The 18013-nt window shown below is 68.0% G+C and carries 16 protein-coding genes, 1 tRNA gene and 1 pseudogene; 7 read left to right on the top strand and 11 right to left on the bottom strand.

Annotated features, from left to right (window positions below):
- Window positions 1-29: 29 nt before the first annotated feature.
- Window positions 30-1157 carry an ATP-dependent DNA helicase gene (locus J7654_RS16480; RefSeq protein WP_209736939.1) on the top strand — a complete coding sequence of 376 codons (1128 nt, stop codon included), beginning with the start codon at window positions 30-32 and terminating at the stop codon, window positions 1155-1157.
- Window positions 1158-1321: 164 nt separating this feature from the next.
- Here the strand turns inward: J7654_RS16480 and J7654_RS16475 are convergent, their stop codons facing one another.
- On the bottom strand, window positions 1322-2146 hold the full coding sequence (locus tag J7654_RS16475) for a hypothetical protein (protein ID WP_209736938.1): 825 nt from the start codon (window positions 2144-2146) through the stop codon (window positions 1322-1324).
- 150 nt (window positions 2147-2296) lie between these two features.
- Between J7654_RS16475 and J7654_RS16470 the strand changes: the two genes are divergently transcribed.
- From J7654_RS16470 to J7654_RS16455, 4 genes are all read left to right on the top strand, one after another.
- A complete protein-coding gene (locus tag J7654_RS16470) occupies window positions 2297-3034 on the top strand; it encodes a pyridoxine 5'-phosphate synthase (protein ID WP_209736937.1) in 738 nt (245 codons plus the stop codon).
- Between the two features lie 100 nt (window positions 3035-3134).
- Window positions 3135-3809, top strand: coding sequence for a TetR/AcrR family transcriptional regulator (locus J7654_RS16465; RefSeq protein WP_245195540.1), 675 nt, complete (start codon window positions 3135-3137; stop codon window positions 3807-3809).
- A 2-nt stretch (window positions 3810-3811) separates the two neighbouring features.
- Window positions 3812-4831, top strand: coding sequence for a ketol-acid reductoisomerase (ilvC, locus tag J7654_RS16460; protein ID WP_209740631.1), 1020 nt, complete (start codon window positions 3812-3814; stop codon window positions 4829-4831).
- A 138-nt stretch (window positions 4832-4969) separates the two neighbouring features.
- Window positions 4970-5407 (top strand): PilZ domain-containing protein, encoded by a 438-nt coding sequence (locus tag J7654_RS16455; protein ID WP_209736936.1) that lies wholly within the window; start codon window positions 4970-4972, stop codon window positions 5405-5407.
- Here the strand turns inward: J7654_RS16455 and J7654_RS16450 are convergent.
- The 6 genes from J7654_RS16450 to J7654_RS16425 all read right to left on the bottom strand — a co-directional run bounded on the left by J7654_RS16450 (window position 5404) and on the right by J7654_RS16425 (window position 12267).
- Window positions 5404-6360, bottom strand: a complete 957-nt coding sequence (locus J7654_RS16450; RefSeq protein ID WP_209736935.1) for an NAD(P)/FAD-dependent oxidoreductase — start codon at window positions 6358-6360, stop codon at window positions 5404-5406. The two genes, J7654_RS16455 and J7654_RS16450, sit on opposite strands and share 4 nt — an antisense overlap.
- A gap of 103 nt (window positions 6361-6463) precedes the next feature.
- Entirely contained in the window at window positions 6464-7900 is a 1437-nt protein-coding gene (locus J7654_RS16445) for an aspartate aminotransferase family protein (RefSeq protein ID WP_245195539.1), read from the bottom strand.
- A 24-nt stretch (window positions 7901-7924) separates the two neighbouring features.
- Window positions 7925-8935: an NAD-dependent epimerase/dehydratase family protein gene (locus tag J7654_RS16440; RefSeq protein ID WP_209736933.1), complete on the bottom strand. Its 1011-nt coding sequence runs from the start codon at window positions 8933-8935 to the stop codon at window positions 7925-7927.
- Window positions 8932-9366, bottom strand: coding sequence for a DMT family transporter (locus J7654_RS16435; RefSeq protein ID WP_209736932.1), 435 nt, complete (start codon window positions 9364-9366; stop codon window positions 8932-8934). Before J7654_RS16435 ends, J7654_RS16440 begins: the two co-directional genes overlap by 4 nt.
- A gap of 107 nt (window positions 9367-9473) precedes the next feature.
- A complete protein-coding gene (locus J7654_RS16430; protein ID WP_209736931.1) occupies window positions 9474-10838 on the bottom strand; it encodes an FAD-binding oxidoreductase in 1365 nt (454 codons plus the stop codon).
- Window positions 10828-12267, bottom strand: a complete 1440-nt coding sequence (locus J7654_RS16425) for a UbiA family prenyltransferase (RefSeq protein WP_209736930.1) — start codon at window positions 12265-12267, stop codon at window positions 10828-10830. Before J7654_RS16425 ends, J7654_RS16430 begins: the two co-directional genes overlap by 11 nt.
- Window positions 12268-12549: 282 nt before the next feature.
- Between J7654_RS16425 and J7654_RS16420 the strand changes: the two genes are divergently transcribed.
- Window positions 12550-12625 (top strand) — tRNA-Lys (locus tag J7654_RS16420).
- 138 nt (window positions 12626-12763) lie between these two features.
- Here J7654_RS16420 and J7654_RS16415 read toward each other — a convergent pair.
- Together J7654_RS16415 and J7654_RS16410 are read right to left on the bottom strand one after the other, a co-directional pair.
- Window positions 12764-14497, bottom strand: a complete 1734-nt coding sequence (locus tag J7654_RS16415) for a hypothetical protein (RefSeq protein WP_209736929.1) — start codon at window positions 14495-14497, stop codon at window positions 12764-12766.
- A gap of 88 nt (window positions 14498-14585) precedes the next feature.
- A pseudogene (locus J7654_RS16410) lies at window positions 14586-15544 on the bottom strand (lysylphosphatidylglycerol synthase transmembrane domain-containing protein); the annotation flags it as partial.
- A 303-nt stretch (window positions 15545-15847) separates the two neighbouring features.
- Here J7654_RS16410 and J7654_RS16405 point away from each other — a divergent pair.
- Complete coding sequence (locus J7654_RS16405) at window positions 15848-15997, top strand: entericidin domain-containing protein (protein WP_209736927.1); 150 nt, start codon at window positions 15848-15850, stop codon at window positions 15995-15997.
- 44 nt (window positions 15998-16041) lie between these two features.
- Here J7654_RS16405 and J7654_RS16400 read toward each other — a convergent pair whose 3' ends face one another.
- Together J7654_RS16400 and J7654_RS16395 are read right to left on the bottom strand one after the other, a co-directional pair.
- Window positions 16042-17070 (bottom strand): quaternary amine ABC transporter ATP-binding protein, encoded by a 1029-nt coding sequence (locus J7654_RS16400; protein WP_209736926.1) that lies wholly within the window; start codon window positions 17068-17070, stop codon window positions 16042-16044.
- Window positions 17063-17950: an ABC transporter permease gene (locus J7654_RS16395; protein ID WP_209736925.1), complete on the bottom strand. Its 888-nt coding sequence runs from the start codon at window positions 17948-17950 to the stop codon at window positions 17063-17065. The genes J7654_RS16400 and J7654_RS16395 overlap by 8 nt, the downstream gene beginning before the upstream one ends.
- Between the last annotated feature and the right edge of the window lie 63 nt (window positions 17951-18013).

Raw genomic sequence — 18013 nt, 5'->3', positions numbered from 1 at the left:
CGCGCGGCGCATTTCTGCGACGCGGGGGCATGAAGCTCTCACCCCAGCAGGACGAGGCGCTGACGCGCGTTTCCGATTGGCTGAAGCGCGCAGACCAGCCGGTCTTTCGCCTCTTCGGCTTTGCCGGCACCGGCAAGACGACGCTCGCGCGCCATTTCGCCGAAGGCATCGACGGGCAGGTTCAGTTCGCCGCCTTCACGGGCAAGGCGGCGCAGGTGCTGCGCTCCAAAGGCGCGAAAAGCGCCAAGACCATCCATTCGCTGATCTACCGGCCGCGCGGCGAGGAGACCGTGTCGGACGAGAGCACGGGCACGGCGCGCATCTCACCGGCCTTTTCGCTGAACCGGCAGAGCCCGGTGGCCAAGGCCAAGCTCATCGTGGTGGACGAATGTTCCATGGTGGACGAGGCGCTGGGGCGCGACCTCATGAGCTTCGGCACGCCCATCCTGGTGCTGGGCGACCCCGGCCAGCTTCCGCCCGTTTCGGGCGGCGGCTTCTTCACCGAGGCGGAGCCCGACTATCTCCTGACCGAAATCCACCGGCAGGCGCGCGACAACCCGATTCTGGAAATGGCGCTGGCCGTGCGCGAGGGGCGCGATCTGGAGCGCGGCGACTACGGCACCGCCAAGGTCATCTCCAAGCGCGAGGTGGACCGGGACGAGGTGCTGGCGGCCGACCAGGTGCTGGTGGGCACCAACCGCACGCGCCGGCTCTATAACGGCCGCCTGCGCGAGCTGAAGGGCTTCGCGGGGCCGCTGCCGCTTTCTGGCGACAAGCTGGTGTGCCTGCGCAACGACCCCGCTAAGGGCCTGCTCAACGGTTCGCTCTGGCAGGTGATGACCTCATCCCCCGAGACGGTGAAGCCCGGTGTCAATCTCATCGTCAAGCCGGACGACGACGACATCGACCGGGGCGCGGCCAAGATCAAGCTTCTGAAGGCCGCCTTCGAGGACCCGCTGGCCGACATTCCATGGGCCACCAAGAAGCGTTTCGACGATTTCGACTTCGGATACGCGCTCACCGTCCACAAGGCGCAGGGCTCGCAGTGGAACAACGTCATGCTCTTCGACGAGAGCTGGGCCTTCCGCGACACGCGCGAGCGGTGGCTTTACACCGCCATCACTCGCGCCGCCGAGCGGCTGACGATCGTGCGGTGAGGTGCCGGATCGTCGGTTTAGGCGCTGCGGCATGGATCCCGGCCTTGAGCCGGAATCCATGCCGTCTGTGCGACGCTCTGCAGCCGTGCCGGGCGTCCTCGGCCTTCGACGGGCTCAGGGCGAGGCTACTCAAACGCTCAGCATGAGGGTGAAGTCAGCGTTCCTTATTGGGCAGGCGGCTGGCCGCCGGGGTTGGGTGCGTTCTCCTCGGCCTGCGCGGGCTGCTGGTCCGGCGCGGCCTGGGCGCCCTGCTCGGCCTCGACCTCCGGCGCTGCGGGCGCTTCGGTGCAGTTCTCCGGCGCCAGATAGGCCGCGCCCGAGGCGACGCCGGCCAGGCGCACGGTGCAGGTTTCGGAAAGGTCCACGGTCTCGCCCTCCGAAACGCTTTGCGGCTCGCCGCCCTCGGGCGTGACGCTCGCGGTGCCGGCCTCGAGATCGAGTCCGGAAAGGTCGAGGCGCGTGCCGCCGAAGATCGCCGCCTGCCCGGGAAGGAGCACGGCGCCGGTGGCGCCGATCTGCGCGGCGAGGCGCCCCGCCTCGTCCTCGGCGGGGGCAGGGGCGGGCGCGTCCTGCATCATCGCCTCGGCGCGCGCGGCCAGTTCCTCGCGCAGGCCCGCCACATCGCCGCGCAGCGTCTCGATACCGCCGTGCATCTCCTCCAGCGTGGCACCCATCGCCTCGCCCGTCTGGCCGGATACCTCGCCGAAGCGTGTCGCGGCGGCCTCCGTCTGGGTTGCGAGGCGCCCCTCCAGTCCCGCCAGGCTCTCTTCCATCCGCGTGTTCAGCACGTCGGCGTCCGGCATCTGGCCCATGCGCGCCTCGATGGAGGCGACGCTTGCCTGCAATTGCTGGATCAGCGGCGTCTGCTCGTTGAAGCGGGCGGCGAAATCGTTGCGAACCGCGCCGATATCGGGCGCCAGAAGCCAGCCGATGAGGACGCCGCCCAGGCCAGCGACGACGACGGGTGCGAGTTTCGTGCTCATGCTCATGCGGTGGTCTCCTGAGGGTGCTGGCGGGTTGCGTTGTCCTACGCGAAAAGGGGAGAGAGGGGAGATGGCGGCGGTGTCAACCTCGCGCGGCGCTGGAACTCCCCTGCGTGCTCGGCTATGGCTCCCGGCATCTGTCCGAGGACGCAGCCCATGCCGACCCGCCTTTCCGCCAATCTGAACGCCGTGGCGATGCTGCGCAACCGCCGCGACCTGCCCTGGCCGAGCGTGGTGGGCATCGGGCGTATTGCCCTGGCGGCCGGCGCGGCGGGGCTCACGGTGCATCCGCGGCCCGACCAGCGCCATATCCGATTCTCCGACCTTGCCGACCTGCGCGCGCTCATCGACGCGGAGTTTCCCGGCGCGGAGTTCAACATCGAGGGCTATCCGACGCCCGAATTCCTGGACCTCGCCCTGTCCGTGCGGCCGGAACAGGTGACGCTGGTGCCGGACCATCCCTCCCAACCCACCTCCGATCACGGCTGGGACTTTGCGGCCTCGCGCGACATCCTCGCGCCCGTGGTGCGGCGGCTGAAGGGAGAGGGCGCACGCGTCTCGATCTTCGCCGATCCCGACCCGGCCGGGTTCGAATGCGCCGCCGAACTCGGGGCGGAGCGGCTGGAGCTCTATACCGGGCCCTACGGCGCCACCCATGGCGACCCGCAAGCCGCCATCCGGGAGCTGGAGCGGCTGGGCAAGGCCGGGGACGCCGCCCATCGGCTTGGCCTCGGCCTGAATGCCGGCCATGACCTGACCGTGGAGAACCTGCCGCCCCTGATCGCCCGCCTGCCTTTCATCGCGGAGGTCTCCATCGGCCACGCGCTGACGGCCGAGGCGCTGGAACACGGCATGGCCGGCGCGGTGCGGCGGTTCATAGACGCTTGCGCGTGAGCCGCGATTCTTTCTCTTAAACCCTCTTGCGCGGGCGGGTTCGCCTGCCGTACAAGCCGAACCGAACGTTACGGTACGCCTCGGCGGCGGGAGATATCGGGTGGCGAGCCTGCGCACCGAAGATCGGGTGGAGGAATGGAGCAAGCGGCAGGGCGAGGTCCTGGATGCGGCTCTGGAACTGCTCGTCTCCTCCGGCAGCGGGCTGACGATGAACGCCGTCGCGCGCCGCGCCAATTGCTCCAAGGAAACGCTCTACAAGTGGTTCGGCGGCCGCGACGGCCTGCTGACGGCCACGGTGCAGCGCCAGGCCTCCAAGGTTCGGGCCGTGCCCGCGCAGGAGGGTGGCTGCGAGCGGCAGGCCCTGATGGCCAGCCTGGAGCGCTTCGCCTCCGACTGGCTGAAGACCATCGCCGGGGAGACCTCCGTGGCGCTGAACCGCCTTGCGGTGGGGCAGGCCGGGTCTGCCAAGCGCGATCTGGGCGCCGTCGTTCTTCATAACGGCCCCTTTGCCATGCAAAGGCGGCTGTCGCCGCTGCTGGAGGCGGCGCGGGAGGGCGGGCTCCTTGCCTTCGACGATGCCGAGGCGGCCTTCCGCACCTTCTTCGGCCTTGTCGTTCGCGACATGCAGATCCGGCTGCTCCTGGGCGAGCGGCCGGCCCCCGAGCCCCGGGCGCTGGAGGCGCAGGCCCGCCACGCCACCGAGCAGTTCATGTCCCTTTACGGGGCGCAAGACCAAAGCGGGCCGAAGTCCGCGAGCCTGAAAGAGAGGAAATGACCATGCGCGTTTATTACGATCGCGACGCCGATCTCAATCTCATCAAGTCCAAGCAGGTCGCCATCGTCGGCTATGGGAGCCAGGGCCGCGCCCATGCGCTGAACCTGAAGGATTCGGGCGCGGCCAATGTGGTGGTGGCGCTGCGGGCGGGCTCGGCCACGGCCAAGAAGGCCGAGGCCGACGGCTTCAAGGTGATGACCGTCGCCGAGGCGGCCAAGACGGCCGACCTGTTGATGATGGCCACGCCCGACGAGCTTCAGGCAGACATCTACAAGGACGAGATCGCGCCCCATATCCGCGACGGCGCGGCCATTGCCTTCGCCCATGGCTTGAACGTGCATTTCGGCTTGATCGAGCCGAAGAAGACGCTCGACGTGGTGATGATCGCGCCCAAGGGCCCCGGCCACACGGTGCGCGGCGAGTACCAGAAGGGCGGCGGCGTGCCCTGCCTCGTGGCGGTGGACCAGAATGCCTCCGGCAACGCGCTGGAGCTGGCGCTCTCCTACGCCTGCGGCGTCGGCGGCGGGCGCTCGGGCATCATCGAGACCAATTTCAAGGAAGAGTGCGAGACCGATCTCTTCGGCGAGCAGGTGGTGCTGTGCGGCGGCATCGTGGAGCTGATCCGCGCCGGTTTCGAGACGCTGGTGGAAGGCGGCTACGCGCCCGAGATGGCCTATTTCGAGTGCCTGCACGAGGTGAAGCTGATCGTCGACCTCATCTATGAGGGCGGCATCGCCAACATGAACTACTCGATCTCGAACACGGCCGAGTGGGGCGAGTACGTGACCGGCCCGCGCATCATCACCGAGGAGACCAAGGCGGAGATGAAGCGCGTCCTGAAGGACATCCAGACCGGAAAGTTCACCTCCGACTGGATGCAGGAGTACCGCTCGGGCGCCGCGCGCTTCAAGGGCATCCGCCGCGTCAACGATGCTCACCAGATCGAGGAAGTGGGCGAGAAGCTGCGCGGCATGATGCCGTGGATCAAGTCGAACGCGCTGGTCGACAAGGCGCGCAACTGATCCAGCGGATTCACGCTCCATCAACATATCGGAAGGCCGGTCCCCCGGGATCGGCCTTTTTTCACGATTCGATTCAGCAATCGGCAACCGCTTGGCGATACGGTCGGGCCTATTCTTCCCAGGCTGGGAGCCACGCGGATGTCGGAACTGCAACGAACGGGTGCGAACGAGGCTGAACGGCGCGTGGCGCCGCGCGTGCGCACGCTGAAGCGGGCGCGCGTGCTCTTCAACAACCGCTTCTCCACCATCGACTGCATCGCGCGCAATGTTTCGGCGACGGGCGCGCTGCTGACGATCGATCCCGCCGTCCATATTCCCAAGACCTTCGAGATCACCATCGGAGAGGGTGGGCAGATCCGGCCGGCCAAGCTGGTCTACCGCCGGGAGATGTTCGCGGGCGTGCACTTCCTCGATGCCCCGGCCGAGGAGACGGCGCACCTTGGAACCGTCGAAGGACAGGCTGGCGCGGGGGCTTCGGCCGAGCCCGCCACGGACGAAACCTCGGTGCACCGCATCATCGCAGCGCCACTGCCGCGCGCGCTGGCCGCGCGCCTGCCCTGGGCCGTCTTCGGCTAGAACTCCGGCTCGTCCTGTGTGGGCAGTTCGCAGCGATTGTGGATGTCGGTCGCGGCCACGGCGGCGTGGCCCATGCCCACGACGATCTGGCTGAGGCCCCGCACCACGTCGCCCGCCGCATAGAGGCCCTTCACGCTGGTGCGGCAATGGTCGCCGACGAGAAGGGCGCCGTGCTCGTCCTGCCGCGCGCCCATGGCGGTTGCCAGGTCTGAGCGGAAGCGGGTGCCGAGGGCGGAATAGAGATGGTCGAAGGAAAGCCGGGCGCTGCCGGCCATCCTCAGGGCCGTGATCCTGCGGTCCTTCGCGTCGATGTCGAGCGAGCCGATCGGCTCATGCACCACCGTGATGGCGTGCTCGCGGGCCTGCGAGGCTTCTTCCTGCGTCAGGTCGAGACCCGCCCCCAGCGTGAGGAGCGTGATGCGCGCATCGTAGGTGCGCGCCATGAAGATCGCCTCGCCGAGACCGCGCGCTCCGTGCCCGATGACGGCGACGGTCTTCCCGCGCGCCTCGTATCCGTCGCAGATCGGGCAGTAGCGCACCAGCCCGTCGCGCACGGCGGCCGGCAGGTCGGGCAGGTCGGGCTCGATATCCTCGGCGCCGGTGGCAAGGAGAACGCGGCGGGCGCGCACCTGCCGCGCAGCGCCGTCCCCGTCCCGATAGGAGGCGAGGAACAGGCCGTCCTCGCACGCCAGCCGCTCGACGCAGCCCTTGCGCAGTTGCGCGCCGTATTCCGTGGCGCTGTGCGTCTGGCGGGCCAGAATCTCGCGACCGGAGATTCCTTCGGCGAAAAGGGGAATGTTGTGGCTGGTGGGGATCCAGGCGGCCCGCGGCTCGCCCGCGTCGATCAGCAGGGTTTGCCGGCGGAAACGCGCCAGATAGAGCGCGGCCGTCAGCCCCGCCGGGCCGCCTCCCACGATCAGGCAGTCGATTTCGCTTCGTCCGCTCTCGCTCATCGCCCTGTCCGCTCGGCTCGTTCCCAGGAGAACATGGTGCGCCGCAGCGAAAAATCCTCCCTTCGCCCGCGTCCGGCGGGCGAAGGGGCCTTTCGCGCGAGCTTCAGCCGAGCTGGCTTTTCACGAAGTCCTTGACGATGGAGACGATGCCGCGGCCCAGCAGCGTGTCGAGCGCCACGCAGAACTGGTCCACGTTCTCCCGCGTACAGATCAGCGGCGGCTCCAGCCGGATGACGTTGCGGTTGTACTCGGTGAAGGCGACGAGGACGTCATGGTCGCGCAGGAGAAGCGCGCCCACGAAGCCCGAGAGCGAGCCCTTGAGTTTCTCGTCGAGGATGGCGACCATCGGGCGAAGGGCGAGCGGCAGGGTGCGCGAGAAGTCGTGGAACTCCAGCCCGACCATCAGCCCCTGTCCGCGCACTTCCTTGACGATGGTCGGATATCTCGCCGCGATCTCCTGCAAGCGCTCGAGCAGATAGGTGCCGACGTCCTGCGAGTTGCCGATCAGATCCTCGTCATAGAGCGTGTTCATCGCCTCGATGGATGTGACGCAGCCCTCGCCGATGCCGCCGAAAGTGGCATGGGCGTGGATCATCGCCGTCTTCGGCGTGCCGTAGGCGCGCATGTAGATGTCGCGACGGGCGATCATCGCCGCCATCGCCGCCTTGCCGCCGCCGAAGCTCTTGGCCAGCGCCGTCACGTCCGGCACCACGCCGTGATGCTCGAAGGCGTAGAAGCGGCCCGAGCGGCCGAAGCCGCACTGCACCTCGTCGGCGACCCAAACGACCTTCAGCTCGTCGCACAGGCGCCGCACGCCCTGCCAGTAGGCGGTAGGGGCGGTCACGATGCCGGCGCCGCCCTGGATTGTCTCCAGAACCACGACGCCGATCTCCGGGTCCGAGCGCAGGAGCCGCTCCAGCGCGGGCAGGTCGCCGAAGGGCACCTTGTAGCTGTTGCCCACCAGCTTGAACTCGCCCTGGTAGAGCGTGGAATCGGTCAGGGACAGGACACCCTTGGTCTTGCCGTGGAACGAATTCTCGGCGTGGACGAACTTGCAGTTCCTGCGGCCCGAGGCCCGCTCGGCCACCTTGATGGCCGCCTCCATGGCCTCCGAGCCCGAGGAGCCGAGGAAGACCATGTCGAGGTCGCCCGGCGAGACGAGCGCCAGATTGCGAGCGAGCGCCGAGGCGTATTGCGACAGGAAGGCGATGGCGATCTCGTGCCGCTTCTCCTCCTGGAACCTGCGTCGTGCCTCCAGGATGCGCGGGTGGTTATGCCCGAAGGCGAGGGAGCCGAAGCCGCCGAAGAAGTCGAGGATCCTGCGGCCGTTCTGGTCGATATAGAACATGCCCTCCGCGCGCTCGACCTTCACCTTGTGAAAGCCGAGCAGCTTCATGAAATGGAACTGGCCGGGGTTGATGTGGGCCTTGAAGAGGTCCGCCATCTCCTGCACGTCCAGCGCCTTGGCGTCTTCCACCGAAAGCAGCCGGGGCTTGGCGGGGCCGCGCGGCAGGGCCGGGGTGAGGGCAGGGGCGCTCATGGTCGGTTTATCCAGCATCGGCCCTTACTCCGCCGGCTGGAAGGAGGAGGCGGCCGCCGGGCGGCCTTCCTTCCTGGCGCGGTACTCCGCATAGGCCGCGATCAGCATGTCCTCGTCCCGGTATTGCGCGCTCCACCCCAGGTCGCGCTTGGCCTTGGAGCAGTCGAGAATGCACATCTCGTCGGCGATCAGATACTGTTCCGGGTCCATGATCGGCATGTTCATCCAGTCCAGAAGGTCGAGCGTCTTCTTCACCGCGAAGGCGGGGGTGGGCAGCAGCATCGACCTCGAACCCGCATGGCGGATGAGGTCCGAGAGGAGCTTGCGGACGGGCGGCGGGTTGTCGGAGCCCAGATTATAGGCCTCGTTCGGCACCCCGGCCTTCCAGGCCAGGCGCGCCGCCTCCGCGCAGTCGAACACGGAGATGAACTGGTAGGGGTTCGCGCCCGAGCCGATCATGGGCACGGGAAGGTTGAGATCCACCAGCCGGAACAGCTTGGAGAGGATGCCGAGCCGGCCCGGGCCGATGATGAGGCGCGGGCGGAAGAGCGAGATGGACAGGCCCCGCGCGCGCCACTCGGCCGCCAGTTCCTCCGTCTTCCACTTCGACAGGCCGTACTCGCCGAGCGGATTGGCCGGGTGCTCCTCGGTTTGCGGGTAGGTGTAGGTGTGCCCGTAGACCATGTCGGTCGTGTAGTGCACGAGGCGGCTGGCGCCCGCCTTGTCCATGGCGTGGATGATGTTCTCGGTGCCGTGGTAGTTCACCGGCCAGAAGAAGTCGTGCCGCTCGGCCCGCGTAACGATGGGCGAAAGCATCTTGGCCGAGAGGTTGTAGACCATGTCGTCCGGCGCGATGGGCGCTCCCGCCACGGCGGCCGGGTCGGTCACATCGATCGCCAGATGGGTGGCGGAGCGGTAGTGCGGCAGGTCGCTTTTGGCGATGTCGGCGACGACCACCTCCTCGCCGTCCTTGACGAGACGTTCGGCAAGATGGCGCCCGACGAAGCCGTCGCCTCCGAAAATGACGTGTTTCATCGAATGACCTCGTTGGGGGAAGTGTCGTGCGTGGACGACGCGGGCTCGCCCTCGATGCGCGTGCCGCCCTGGGCGATGAAGACCGTGCCGACGCAGATGAGGGCGATGCCGCCGACGCGCCAGGCGTTCAAATCCTCGGAAAAGAGGAACCACGCGGCGATGGCGACGGCCACGTAGGCCAGCGAAAGAAAGGGATAGGCATAGGACAGCTCCACCTTCGACAGGACGAAGAGATGGGAGGCCATCGAGATGACGAAGGTGGCGAGCCCGAGGAACACGAAGGGGCTGAACACGATCTGCAGGATCTTCAGAAGCGGATTGACCCCGGCGAAGCTCAAGGGGCCGAGCTGCATCATGCCGTATTTCAGCATCACCTGCGCCGCAGCGTTGGTGAAGACGGTGAAAAGGATGAAGGGGAGGTATTTCGACATGCTCAAGCCCTCTACTACGCCCTCTTCTACATCCTTTATAACAAAAAGGCTTAGCCCATTTCATGATTGGCACGCCGGCGGCGGCCCGATTCCCGGCTCTTCTTTCCCTAGGGTAAAGGGAGGGTTGCGGCGGGTGGCGCGTCTTCGTCGGCCCGTGGAAGGCATGCGGCCGTCCGGCGCCAGAAGTCGGACATCATGGCCGGATCGCGAAGTGCCTCCAGCGCCCGCCATCCGGGGAAGGAAGCCTGGAAGGTCTGCGGCGACATGCGGGCATCCTTGTAGGGGTTCACCGCGCCGCCCGCCGAGACCGTGATGGCGTCGAGTTCGGAAAGAAGGGCGAGCGTCGCCTCGCCGCGATGGGGAAAGTCGAGCGTGAGCGTGTAGCCGGCGCGGGGGAAGGAGAGGAGACCGGGGCTTTGCAGATCGCCGAAGCGCTTGAGCACGGTGAGGAACGAGCCGTGGCGGTGGGCGGTCGCGCATTCGAGCAGCGCCCGCACCGCCGCAGGCCCGCCGGCGGCCGGCAGGACGCTCTGGTGCTGGTGCAGGCCGCGCGGGCCGTAGAGCCGGTTCCAGCCGCCGAGGCGGTCGAGAGGATAGAAGAAGGCGTCGAAAGGTACGCGCGCGGTAGAGACGCCCGGCGGCGCCTTGCGGAAATAGGCTTCGTTGAAGGCGCCGAGCGCCAGCCCCCGCAGCGGGCTGACCGGCGGGGTGAAGGGAATGCGGGCGAGCGGCGGGCGGGCGATCCCGCTGCGCGAGCCGCTGGCGGCGTGGTCGCCGCAGATCAGATGGCCACGCCCGAGCGAGCGGCCGCGCTTCAGGGAGTCGACCCAGGCAACCGCGTATTCGTGGCGCTCGTCGGCGGCCGGGGCGAGGTCGAAATAGTCGTCGAGGCGATCGAAGCGGGTCGTCGTCTGGTCGATGTCGAGCGAGGCAACCCTCAGGAGACGGATGGTCGCGCGGGTGACGAGCCCGGTCAGCCCCATCCCGCCGATGGTGGCGGCGAAAAGGTCGGCGTTCTCCTCACGTGTGCAGAGGACGGGCCCGGGGCGGTCGGAGCGTTGCAGTTCCAGCGCCTCCACCCAGCGGCCGAAGGTGCCGCGCCGGTGGTGGTTCTTGCCGTGGACGTCGTTGGCAATGGCCCCGCCCAGCGTGACGAACTGCGTGCCGGGCGTGACGGGCAGGAACCAGCCGGCTGGCGCGACATGCCGGGTGATATCGCACAGAAGCACGCCGGCCTGTGCCTCCAGAATCCCGCTCGCGGCGTCGAAGGAGAGGATGCGCGAGGCGCCGCGCGTGTCGATGAGCAGCCCCTCGTCGTTGTGGCAGCTATCGCCGTAGCTGCGGCCGTTGCCGAAGGGCAGGAGCGAGCCTTCGGGGCCGGAGGGAAGCGTTTCGCCCGCCGCCAGCATCAGGGCCCCGCGCGGCACGTCCCTGCGCCCGCGCCCCCAGCTCCCGTAGCGCTCACGGGACATAGGCGGCCGCCACCAGCATGGCGGCGCCAAGGCCGATCATCACCTGCGAGCGCCAGTCGTTCAGGATGAAGACGACCGGATCGTCGTGCATCTGCCCGCGCCGCGCCAGAATCCAGATGCGCACGATGATGTAGAGGACCAGCGGACAAAGCGGCCAGACCATGTAGGGATGGGCGTACAGCTCGCGCATCTCGGCGCTGTCGACGTAAAGCGCCAGGACCAGCACGGCCGCGAAGCCGGAGGACATGCCGGCCTGCCCGATCGTGTCGAGATCGACATCCACATAGCCGCGTCCGGTCTTGGAGCGATGCGCTCCCTCCCCGAAATCGAGAAGCTCCGTATAGCGCTTCACCAGTGCCAGGGAGAGGAAGAAGAAGAGGGAGAACGCCAGGAGCCAGAAGGATTCGTCGGCCTCGATGGCCGCCGTGCCGGCGACGATGCGCGTCGTATAGAGGCCGGCGAGCGTCAGCACGTCGATCAGCAGCATCCGCTTCAGCGCCAGCGAATAGGCGGTGGTGGTGGCGAGATAGACACCCAGAACCAGGAGGAAGGTGGGCGGCAGGAAGAGGGAGAGCGTCAGAGACGCACCCACCAGCGCGCCGGCCAGAGCCAGCCCCAGCGGAATGGGAACCGTGCCGCTGGCGAAGGGGCGGTGGCGCTTGGTCTTGTGCCGCCGGTCCGCCTCCAGGTCGAGAAGGTCGTTGAGAATGTAGACGGCCGAGGCCGCGAAGGAGAAGGCGAAGAACGCCGCCAGCGCCGCCGCGACCGTATGGGGATCGAGGAATTCGTGCGAGAGGACGGCTGGCACGAAGATCAGGAGATTCTTCATCCACTGGTGCGGCCGCATCGCCTTGAGACATCCGCGCGCCAGCGAGCCCGTGCGCGGCAGAACCTGCGCTCCGCTCGATCGCGCCCAGCGGCCGGCCGCGCGATCCGGGCTCACCACCGTCGCCTCGCCAGCCATCTCGAACAGGCACACATCGTCGGCCGAGTTGCCGTAATAATCGTAGCCGCGCGGCCCGCAATGGGCGAGGATCGCCTGCCGCTTGGCGTGGGAGGAGAGATTGCGCGCGCCGTCGCTGGCCATGACGGCATCGAACAGCCCGAGATGGCCCGCCACCGCCTCGGCCAGGCGCCGGTCGGCCGCCGTCGCCAGCACCAGGGTGCGGCCTTGCGCGCGTGCCGCCCCCAGCGCCTCGACGACCTCGGGCCGGTAGGGCAGGGCGGCGGCGTCGAAGGCGATGGCCTCGGCGATCCTCGCCTTCAGCACCGCCTTGCCCTTCGCCAGCCAGAACGGAAGGCGCCAGAGAAGCCCCGGCCGCTGGCGGACGAGCAGGAACAGCGTTTCCCACAGAAGGTCGCTGCGGATCAGCGTGCCGTCGAGATCGACATAGATCGTCCGGTCAGGCTGCATGACTCGCGCATCCATCGGCCGCTCCCTTGCAAGCCTTTTCGTGAGAATCCCGGAGCATGATGGTGCCAGACCCGCCTTCGACCCGTGCTTCGCGCTCGATGGGGAGAGTTTTCGGGATCAAGGTTTAAGAAAAGCCTCGAGAAACGCTTCCTGTTTGACGCGCCGCGGCCGTTTGGCCGTGCGCGCCTGCGAAAAAATCGACGATCAGCGCCGGAATCTGGCCGCCCCGTTCTGGACAGGCCCGTTCGAACCGACTAGAACGCGTTTCGTCGGCGGCCGAAAGGCGGCGCGGCACGCGGGTGATTAGCTCAGTTGGTAGAGCAGCTGACTCTTAATCAGCGGGTCGTAGGTTCGATCCCTACATCACCCACCATTTATCCTTCTCAGAATTGTTCGGGCGCCTCGGCTTTTTGCCGTGCCTTTCGATGTGCGCCGGATGGTCTGGGTGCGACGAGCCGTGCCGGGGCCAAGGGCTCGGGGGGCGGCGGCGGTTCGGGGGCAGGCCTTCTCCTCAAAATCTCACATAGCCGCGCCAGCAGCGCGATATCGGCACGATTCGGTGTTCGGCGAGGCCCGGCTCATAGAGGCGGCGCAGGGCGTCGTTGGCCGAGGTAATGGGGCAGAGCGGCTCCAGCACGAGGTCGGTTTGCGCCACGGCCTCCAGGGTCTGCGCGTCCGGGGGCGGCACCGCGCGAGTCGGGTCGGCGCCGATGGCGATGTGGTGCGGACCCTGCCGGTCGAGCAGCCACGGAAAGGGATTGGCGAAGTTCAGGCTCATGATCGTCTCGAACCGCACCCCTTGCGCGGCCTCGTAGGCGAGGATCGCGCCCACGGCCTCGTCCGCTGCCTCGAACCAGCCGACCTGGAAGTCGAGGTCGGAATAGAGCCCGTAGGTCGGCAGCACCTTGGCATCCGCCATCGCCTGATAGGGCTGCGGATAGGTCGCGTAGATGTCGTGCAGGATGCGCGCGCGCTCCAGCACCTCGGCGCGCTGCGTGGCCGCGCCGAGCGTCTTCAGCCGGCTGCCCTCGATGACCTCGTACTGCGTCTGGCCGACGATGGCGCGCATCGAGCGATGGAAGACGTTGACGGCCGGCGGCAGGGCGACGGCCGCGACCAGCAGCGCGGTAAGCGCCGGGCGGCCCGCCGCCCCGGGTCGCGCTTGGGCGAGCACGAGAAGGAGGATGGGCCAGAGGAAGATGAAGCCGTGGCCGCCGGTGTTCTGCGTTTCCGCGAACAGGGCCGCGAACAGCGCGATGCCCAGCCAGAGCGCCGGCCGGTCGAGCGCGGCGGCGAGGCGGGCCATGGTCGAGCGCCCCGCCCATGCGCGCAGGTCGCCCTCATGCGTCCGGCGCCCGGAGAGGAGGAGCCAGGCGAGGAGAATGGCGCCGGGGCCCACGATGCCGAAATGGATCGACGCCGCCTGCACGAAACGCCGCGCGATGCTGCCCTCGTTGAGCTTCACCAGGGCCGCGATGTCGGCCAGATAGGCGCTCGGCAGGCGAAGGCTCAGTTCCAGCGCGCCCAGCGCCGCCAGGAAGATCGCCGCGCAGCCGAGCGCGATCCGCCAGCTCACCCGCCCGGCCGCCAGCGCGTAGGCGCAAAGCAGGCCGGCGGCCAGGAAGCCGGTGATCTTGAGAAGGAAGAGCGACAGGCAGCACCAGGCGACGACGGCCAGGAGCGTGCGCCGGCCCTCTACGAAGACCAGCGCGGCGGTGAGCACATAGAGCAGGTGGCAGACCTGCCGGTTGTAGATGCCGTAGCCGTCCACCCCCGGATAGACCGAATATTGCTCGATATTGATGGGCAGGAGCTGGAAGAACAGGAAGGGGCCGAGCAGCGCCAGCGCCAGCGGGCGCGAGCGGCGGTCCACGTCACGCAGCACCAGCGCCATCGCCGGGGCGGTGACGACGAGCAGTGACCACTGCGCCAGCAGAAGCGGCTGGCCCTCATCGAAAAGCCGGAGCGCGCCCGCCAGCAGCCAGTAGCCGAGCGGGCCTACGGGCGCGAAGAAATCGACGGAGGGAACCTGCCCCGCGGTCACGCGCTGCGCGCCGTCGATATAGACCACGAGGTCCCAGTACATAGGCCCCATCGGAAGCGTGAGAGGCAGGGCGGCGAGGACGGCGCAGGCCAGCACGGCCAGCGCGAGGAGCAGAAGCGGCGAGGGCAGCGCGGCCGCGAGGCCGCCGCCGCCCCCGCTCGGGGCCTTTGCGCGCTCGCTCGGTGCGTCGGACCTCGTCATGGTTCGTTTCCCGGCTCCCGCGCCACCTTCAGCGCGTTGCAGCATGGAGGCCCGGCGTTAAGGACGGGTTGCGCGGGGCTTCCCCGGCCTCGCGGCTCAGTCCGGCAGCTTGGGGCGCGCCTTGTTGCGGTTCCAGATGCGGCTCTGCTCGAAGCCCAGGACCATCACGATGGCGATGGCGAAGGGGACGAGCAGATAGAGGATGCGGAAGACGAAGAGGGCGGCCAGCACGTCGCTCTCGGCCATGTCCGAAAGGCCCGTGAGGAAGGCCACTTCAAGGACGCCGAGCCCGCCCGGCGCGTGGGAGAGCAACGCCAGCGAGAAGGAGATGACGAAGATCGCCAGGACGACGAGGAAGCCGGGATGGCTCTCGGCCGGGAGCGCGAAGTAGATGATGGCGGCGGCGAAGACGATCTCGGCCGGCGCGATGAGGAGCTGGCGGAACACGACGTCGCGGCGTGGATATTCCAGCCGGAACCGGCCGATCCGCAGCGGGCGGAAGCCGAGCAGGCTGCCGATAACGTAAAGTGCGATGAGCACGAGGATGACGATGGCCAGCGCCGGCCCCACCCACGGGCCGGGGTCGAAGTAGCGCGCCAGAACCTCCGGCTCCAGGAGGAGGGTGATCGCCCCGACCAGAAGCACGCCGAGTGCGAAGGTGAAGGAGCAGAAGGCGATGAGAAGCGCCACGTCCGCCACCGTCAGCCCGCGCGAGGTGTAGGCCCGATAGCGCACCACCGCGCCGGAGAAGACCGAGGCCCCGATATTGTGGGACAGGGCGTAGGTGGTGAAGGAGGTGGCCAGCACGAAGGGGAAGGACACCTGCCTGTCCACATGCATCAGGGCCAGCTTGTCGTAGAACGCCAGCATCGTATAGGCAGCGACGGCCGCGAGGCACGACAGGGCCCATTGCGTGGCGCCGATGGCCTGGAAGCTGACGAGGATGTCCTCCAGCGAGAGTTCGCGTACCTCGTGGTACAGAATCCAGCTCGAGAGGATAACGGCAAGGAGGCCGATGACCGGCCAGAGATAGTCCTTGATCTTCATGCAATCCCTTTCGACGCGCGGCGTCGATATGGATCGGCCTTCCAATGGCGATCATCCGCCCATAGCGCGTCCGGCGGTCCACCACAACGAAGCAGGGCGGATTTATCGCCGGCCGCCTCCCTTTGCGGGGTTCGGGCCGGCAGCCCCGTCATCCGAGGCCGGAAAGGCGGCGATTGTTGGCCTCTAGGTTGCCCGGGGGAAGGCGAAACGGCGCTCGCGCGCGAACATTATCTCTCCCGTCGCCGGAACCTTCGCGCTCTTGCCACATTTCCGGGAAGCTTATCGCCTTCAAGGAGCGTTATCATGAACACCCGCACCGCCGTCGTCGCTTCCATGCTTGCGGCCGTCATGGCCCTGTCCGCCTGCGCCAACACCGTTCGCGGCGTCGGCCGGGACGTGGGCAATACGGTCTCGGCCACCGGGGCCGCGGTAGACGATGTGGCCAGCCGCTAACAGGCTCGTTTTACGAGATCGCGCCCGGGCCACGGCCCGGGCTTTCACATGCGACCCGGCAGCGTCAGCGCGGCGACGATCCCTCGCAGCTCCGCCTGGCCCATGCGATTTCCCTCCGGGCTGACGATATCGGCCCGGCTGGCCTCGTTCTCCACCATCATCCGCGCCGCATCGCGCAGGCTCACGCGCGATTCGATGCGAAGCTGCGCCGGCTCCTCGCGGGCGGGCACGGCGAGATCCCCGACCGTCAGAACGCGTCCGCGATCCACGTCCGCGACGAAGGCGGCCACATAGTCGTCGGCCGGCGAAAGCACGATCTCCTGCCCCGCTCCCTCCTGCACGAGCTGCCCGTCCTTCAGGATGGCGATGCGGCTGCCGAGGCGCAGTGCCTCGTCGAGGTCGTGGGTGATGAAGACGATGGTGCGGCCAAGCTCGCTTTGCAGCCCCATGAGGAGCGTCTGCATGTCGCGGCGAATCAGAGGGTCGAGCGCGGAGAAGGCCTCGTCCATCAGCAGGATATCGGTATCGGTCGCCAGCGCGCGCGCCAGCCCCACGCGCTGCTGCATTCCGCCGGAAAGCTGGGCGGGAAACCGCCTTTCCTCGCCCCGAAGTCCCACGCGCTCGATCCAGACATGCGCCTTGTCGAGCCGCTCGCGCCGCGCCACGCCGGCCGCCTTCAGCCCATAGGCCACATTGTCGAGGACGGTGCGGTGGGGCAGGAGCGAGAAGCGCTGGAACACCATGGAAATGCGCTTGCGCCGGAACTCCAGCAATGCCCCCGGCGACAGGGCGAGCATGTCCTGGCCATCCACCTCCACCGTGCCGCTGGAAGGCTCGATGAGGCGGTTGATGTGGCGCACCAGCGTGGACTTTCCCGAGCCGGAAAGTCCCATCACCACCTGTATCTGCCCCCGCCGCACGTCCAGGTCGACGTCTCGCAGGGCAAGGTCGGCGCGATGGGCCTCGAGCAGAGCGGCGCGAGCGTGGCGGTCGGCGGTGCGCCGCAGCTCGGCCTCTGCCTTGCGGTCGAACAGCTTGGTCAGCGCGCGAAGGCGTATCACCGGATCAGTCATTGGCGGGTCCGCGATGGCGCTGGAGGCGGCGGGCCGCCGCCTGGCTCGTCCTGTCGAAGACGATGGCGATGGCGACGATGGCAAGGCCATTCAGCAAGCCTTGCGTGAAATACTGGTTGGTGATGGCCTGAAGTACGGGCTGGCCCAGGCCGCGCACGCCGATCAGCGAGGCGACCACCACCATCGCCAGCGCCATCATGATCGTCTGGTTCACGCCCGCCATGATGGTGGGCAGCGCCAGCGGCAGCTCGACCTCCCAAAGCTTGCGCCAGGGGCGCGTGCCGAAGGCGTCCGCCGCCTCCAGCACCTCCTTGTCCACAAGGCGAAGCCCGAGGTCGGTGAGGCGGATGACGGGGGGCATGGCGTAGATGACGACGACAATGATGCCCGGCACGATGCCGATGCCGAGCAGCATGACGATGGGGATGAGATAGACGAAGGAGGGCATGGTCTGCATCACGTCGAGCACGGGGTTGAGCACCCGCCTGAGCGTTGCCGAGCGCGACATGGCGACGCCGGTGGGCAAGCCCAGGGCCACCGCCGCCAGCGTGCAGACGAGGATGATGGCGAGCGTCCTCATCGTATCGGCCCACAGGCCGAACAGGCCGATGAGGAGGAAGGCCGCGGCCGTGCCGGCGGTGACGGCGCGCGATTTGGAGGCAAGCCAGACGATCAGGCACAGCACCGCCAGCACCAGCCACCAGGGCGTGGCGATGAGGAGCGCCTCCAGCCAGAGCAGAAGGTCCATCAGAGGGCGGAAGGCCGCCTCGATCGTATCGCCCCAGGCGCGCGAGAAGGTCCGGTAATGGCCGTCCACCGTGCGGGCCATCTCGCGGAGCGTGCGGGGCTCGATTTGCGGAAACTCCCGCAGCCAGTCCATGCAGAACCTCGTCCGGCGAAAGGAACGTCGCCGCGCGTCGAGGCACGCAGATGTGCCCGGCGA

Source organism: Aureimonas populi (genome assembly GCF_017815515.1).
In the GTDB taxonomy this organism is placed as follows: domain Bacteria; phylum Pseudomonadota; class Alphaproteobacteria; order Rhizobiales; family Rhizobiaceae; genus Aureimonas; species Aureimonas populi.
Note: the sequence above shows the minus strand (reverse complement) of the source record. Positions and strands in the feature narration are given on the sequence as shown.

Excerpts from the sequence above, each read along its gene's own strand:
- J7654_RS16480 (WP_209736939.1), top strand. The coding sequence starts at position 30 with ATGAAGCTCTCACCCCAGCAGGACGAGGCGCTGACGCGCGTTTCCGAT.
- J7654_RS16475 (WP_209736938.1), bottom strand. The coding sequence starts at position 2,146 with ATGAGCATGAGCACGAAACTCGCACCCGTCGTCGTCGCTGGCCTGGGC.
- J7654_RS16470 (WP_209736937.1), top strand. The coding sequence starts at position 2,297 with ATGCCGACCCGCCTTTCCGCCAATCTGAACGCCGTGGCGATGCTGCGC.
- ilvC (WP_209740631.1), top strand. The coding sequence starts at position 3,812 with ATGCGCGTTTATTACGATCGCGACGCCGATCTCAATCTCATCAAGTCC.
- J7654_RS16455 (WP_209736936.1), top strand. The coding sequence starts at position 4,970 with ATGTCGGAACTGCAACGAACGGGTGCGAACGAGGCTGAACGGCGCGTG.
- J7654_RS16450 (WP_209736935.1), bottom strand. The coding sequence starts at position 6,360 with ATGAGCGAGAGCGGACGAAGCGAAATCGACTGCCTGATCGTGGGAGGC.
- J7654_RS16445 (WP_245195539.1), bottom strand. The coding sequence starts at position 7,900 with ATGAGCGCCCCTGCCCTCACCCCGGCCCTGCCGCGCGGCCCCGCCAAG.
- J7654_RS16440 (WP_209736933.1), bottom strand. The coding sequence starts at position 8,935 with ATGAAACACGTCATTTTCGGAGGCGACGGCTTCGTCGGGCGCCATCTT.
- J7654_RS16435 (WP_209736932.1), bottom strand. The coding sequence starts at position 9,366 with ATGTCGAAATACCTCCCCTTCATCCTTTTCACCGTCTTCACCAACGCT.
- J7654_RS16430 (WP_209736931.1), bottom strand. The coding sequence starts at position 10,838 with ATGTCCCGTGAGCGCTACGGGAGCTGGGGGCGCGGGCGCAGGGACGTG.
- J7654_RS16425 (WP_209736930.1), bottom strand. The coding sequence starts at position 12,267 with ATGGATGCGCGAGTCATGCAGCCTGACCGGACGATCTATGTCGATCTC.
- J7654_RS16415 (WP_209736929.1), bottom strand. The coding sequence starts at position 14,497 with ATGACGAGGTCCGACGCACCGAGCGAGCGCGCAAAGGCCCCGAGCGGG.
- J7654_RS16405 (WP_209736927.1), top strand. The coding sequence starts at position 15,848 with ATGAACACCCGCACCGCCGTCGTCGCTTCCATGCTTGCGGCCGTCATG.
- J7654_RS16400 (WP_209736926.1), bottom strand. The coding sequence starts at position 17,070 with ATGACTGATCCGGTGATACGCCTTCGCGCGCTGACCAAGCTGTTCGAC.
- J7654_RS16395 (WP_209736925.1), bottom strand. The coding sequence starts at position 17,950 with ATGGACTGGCTGCGGGAGTTTCCGCAAATCGAGCCCCGCACGCTCCGC.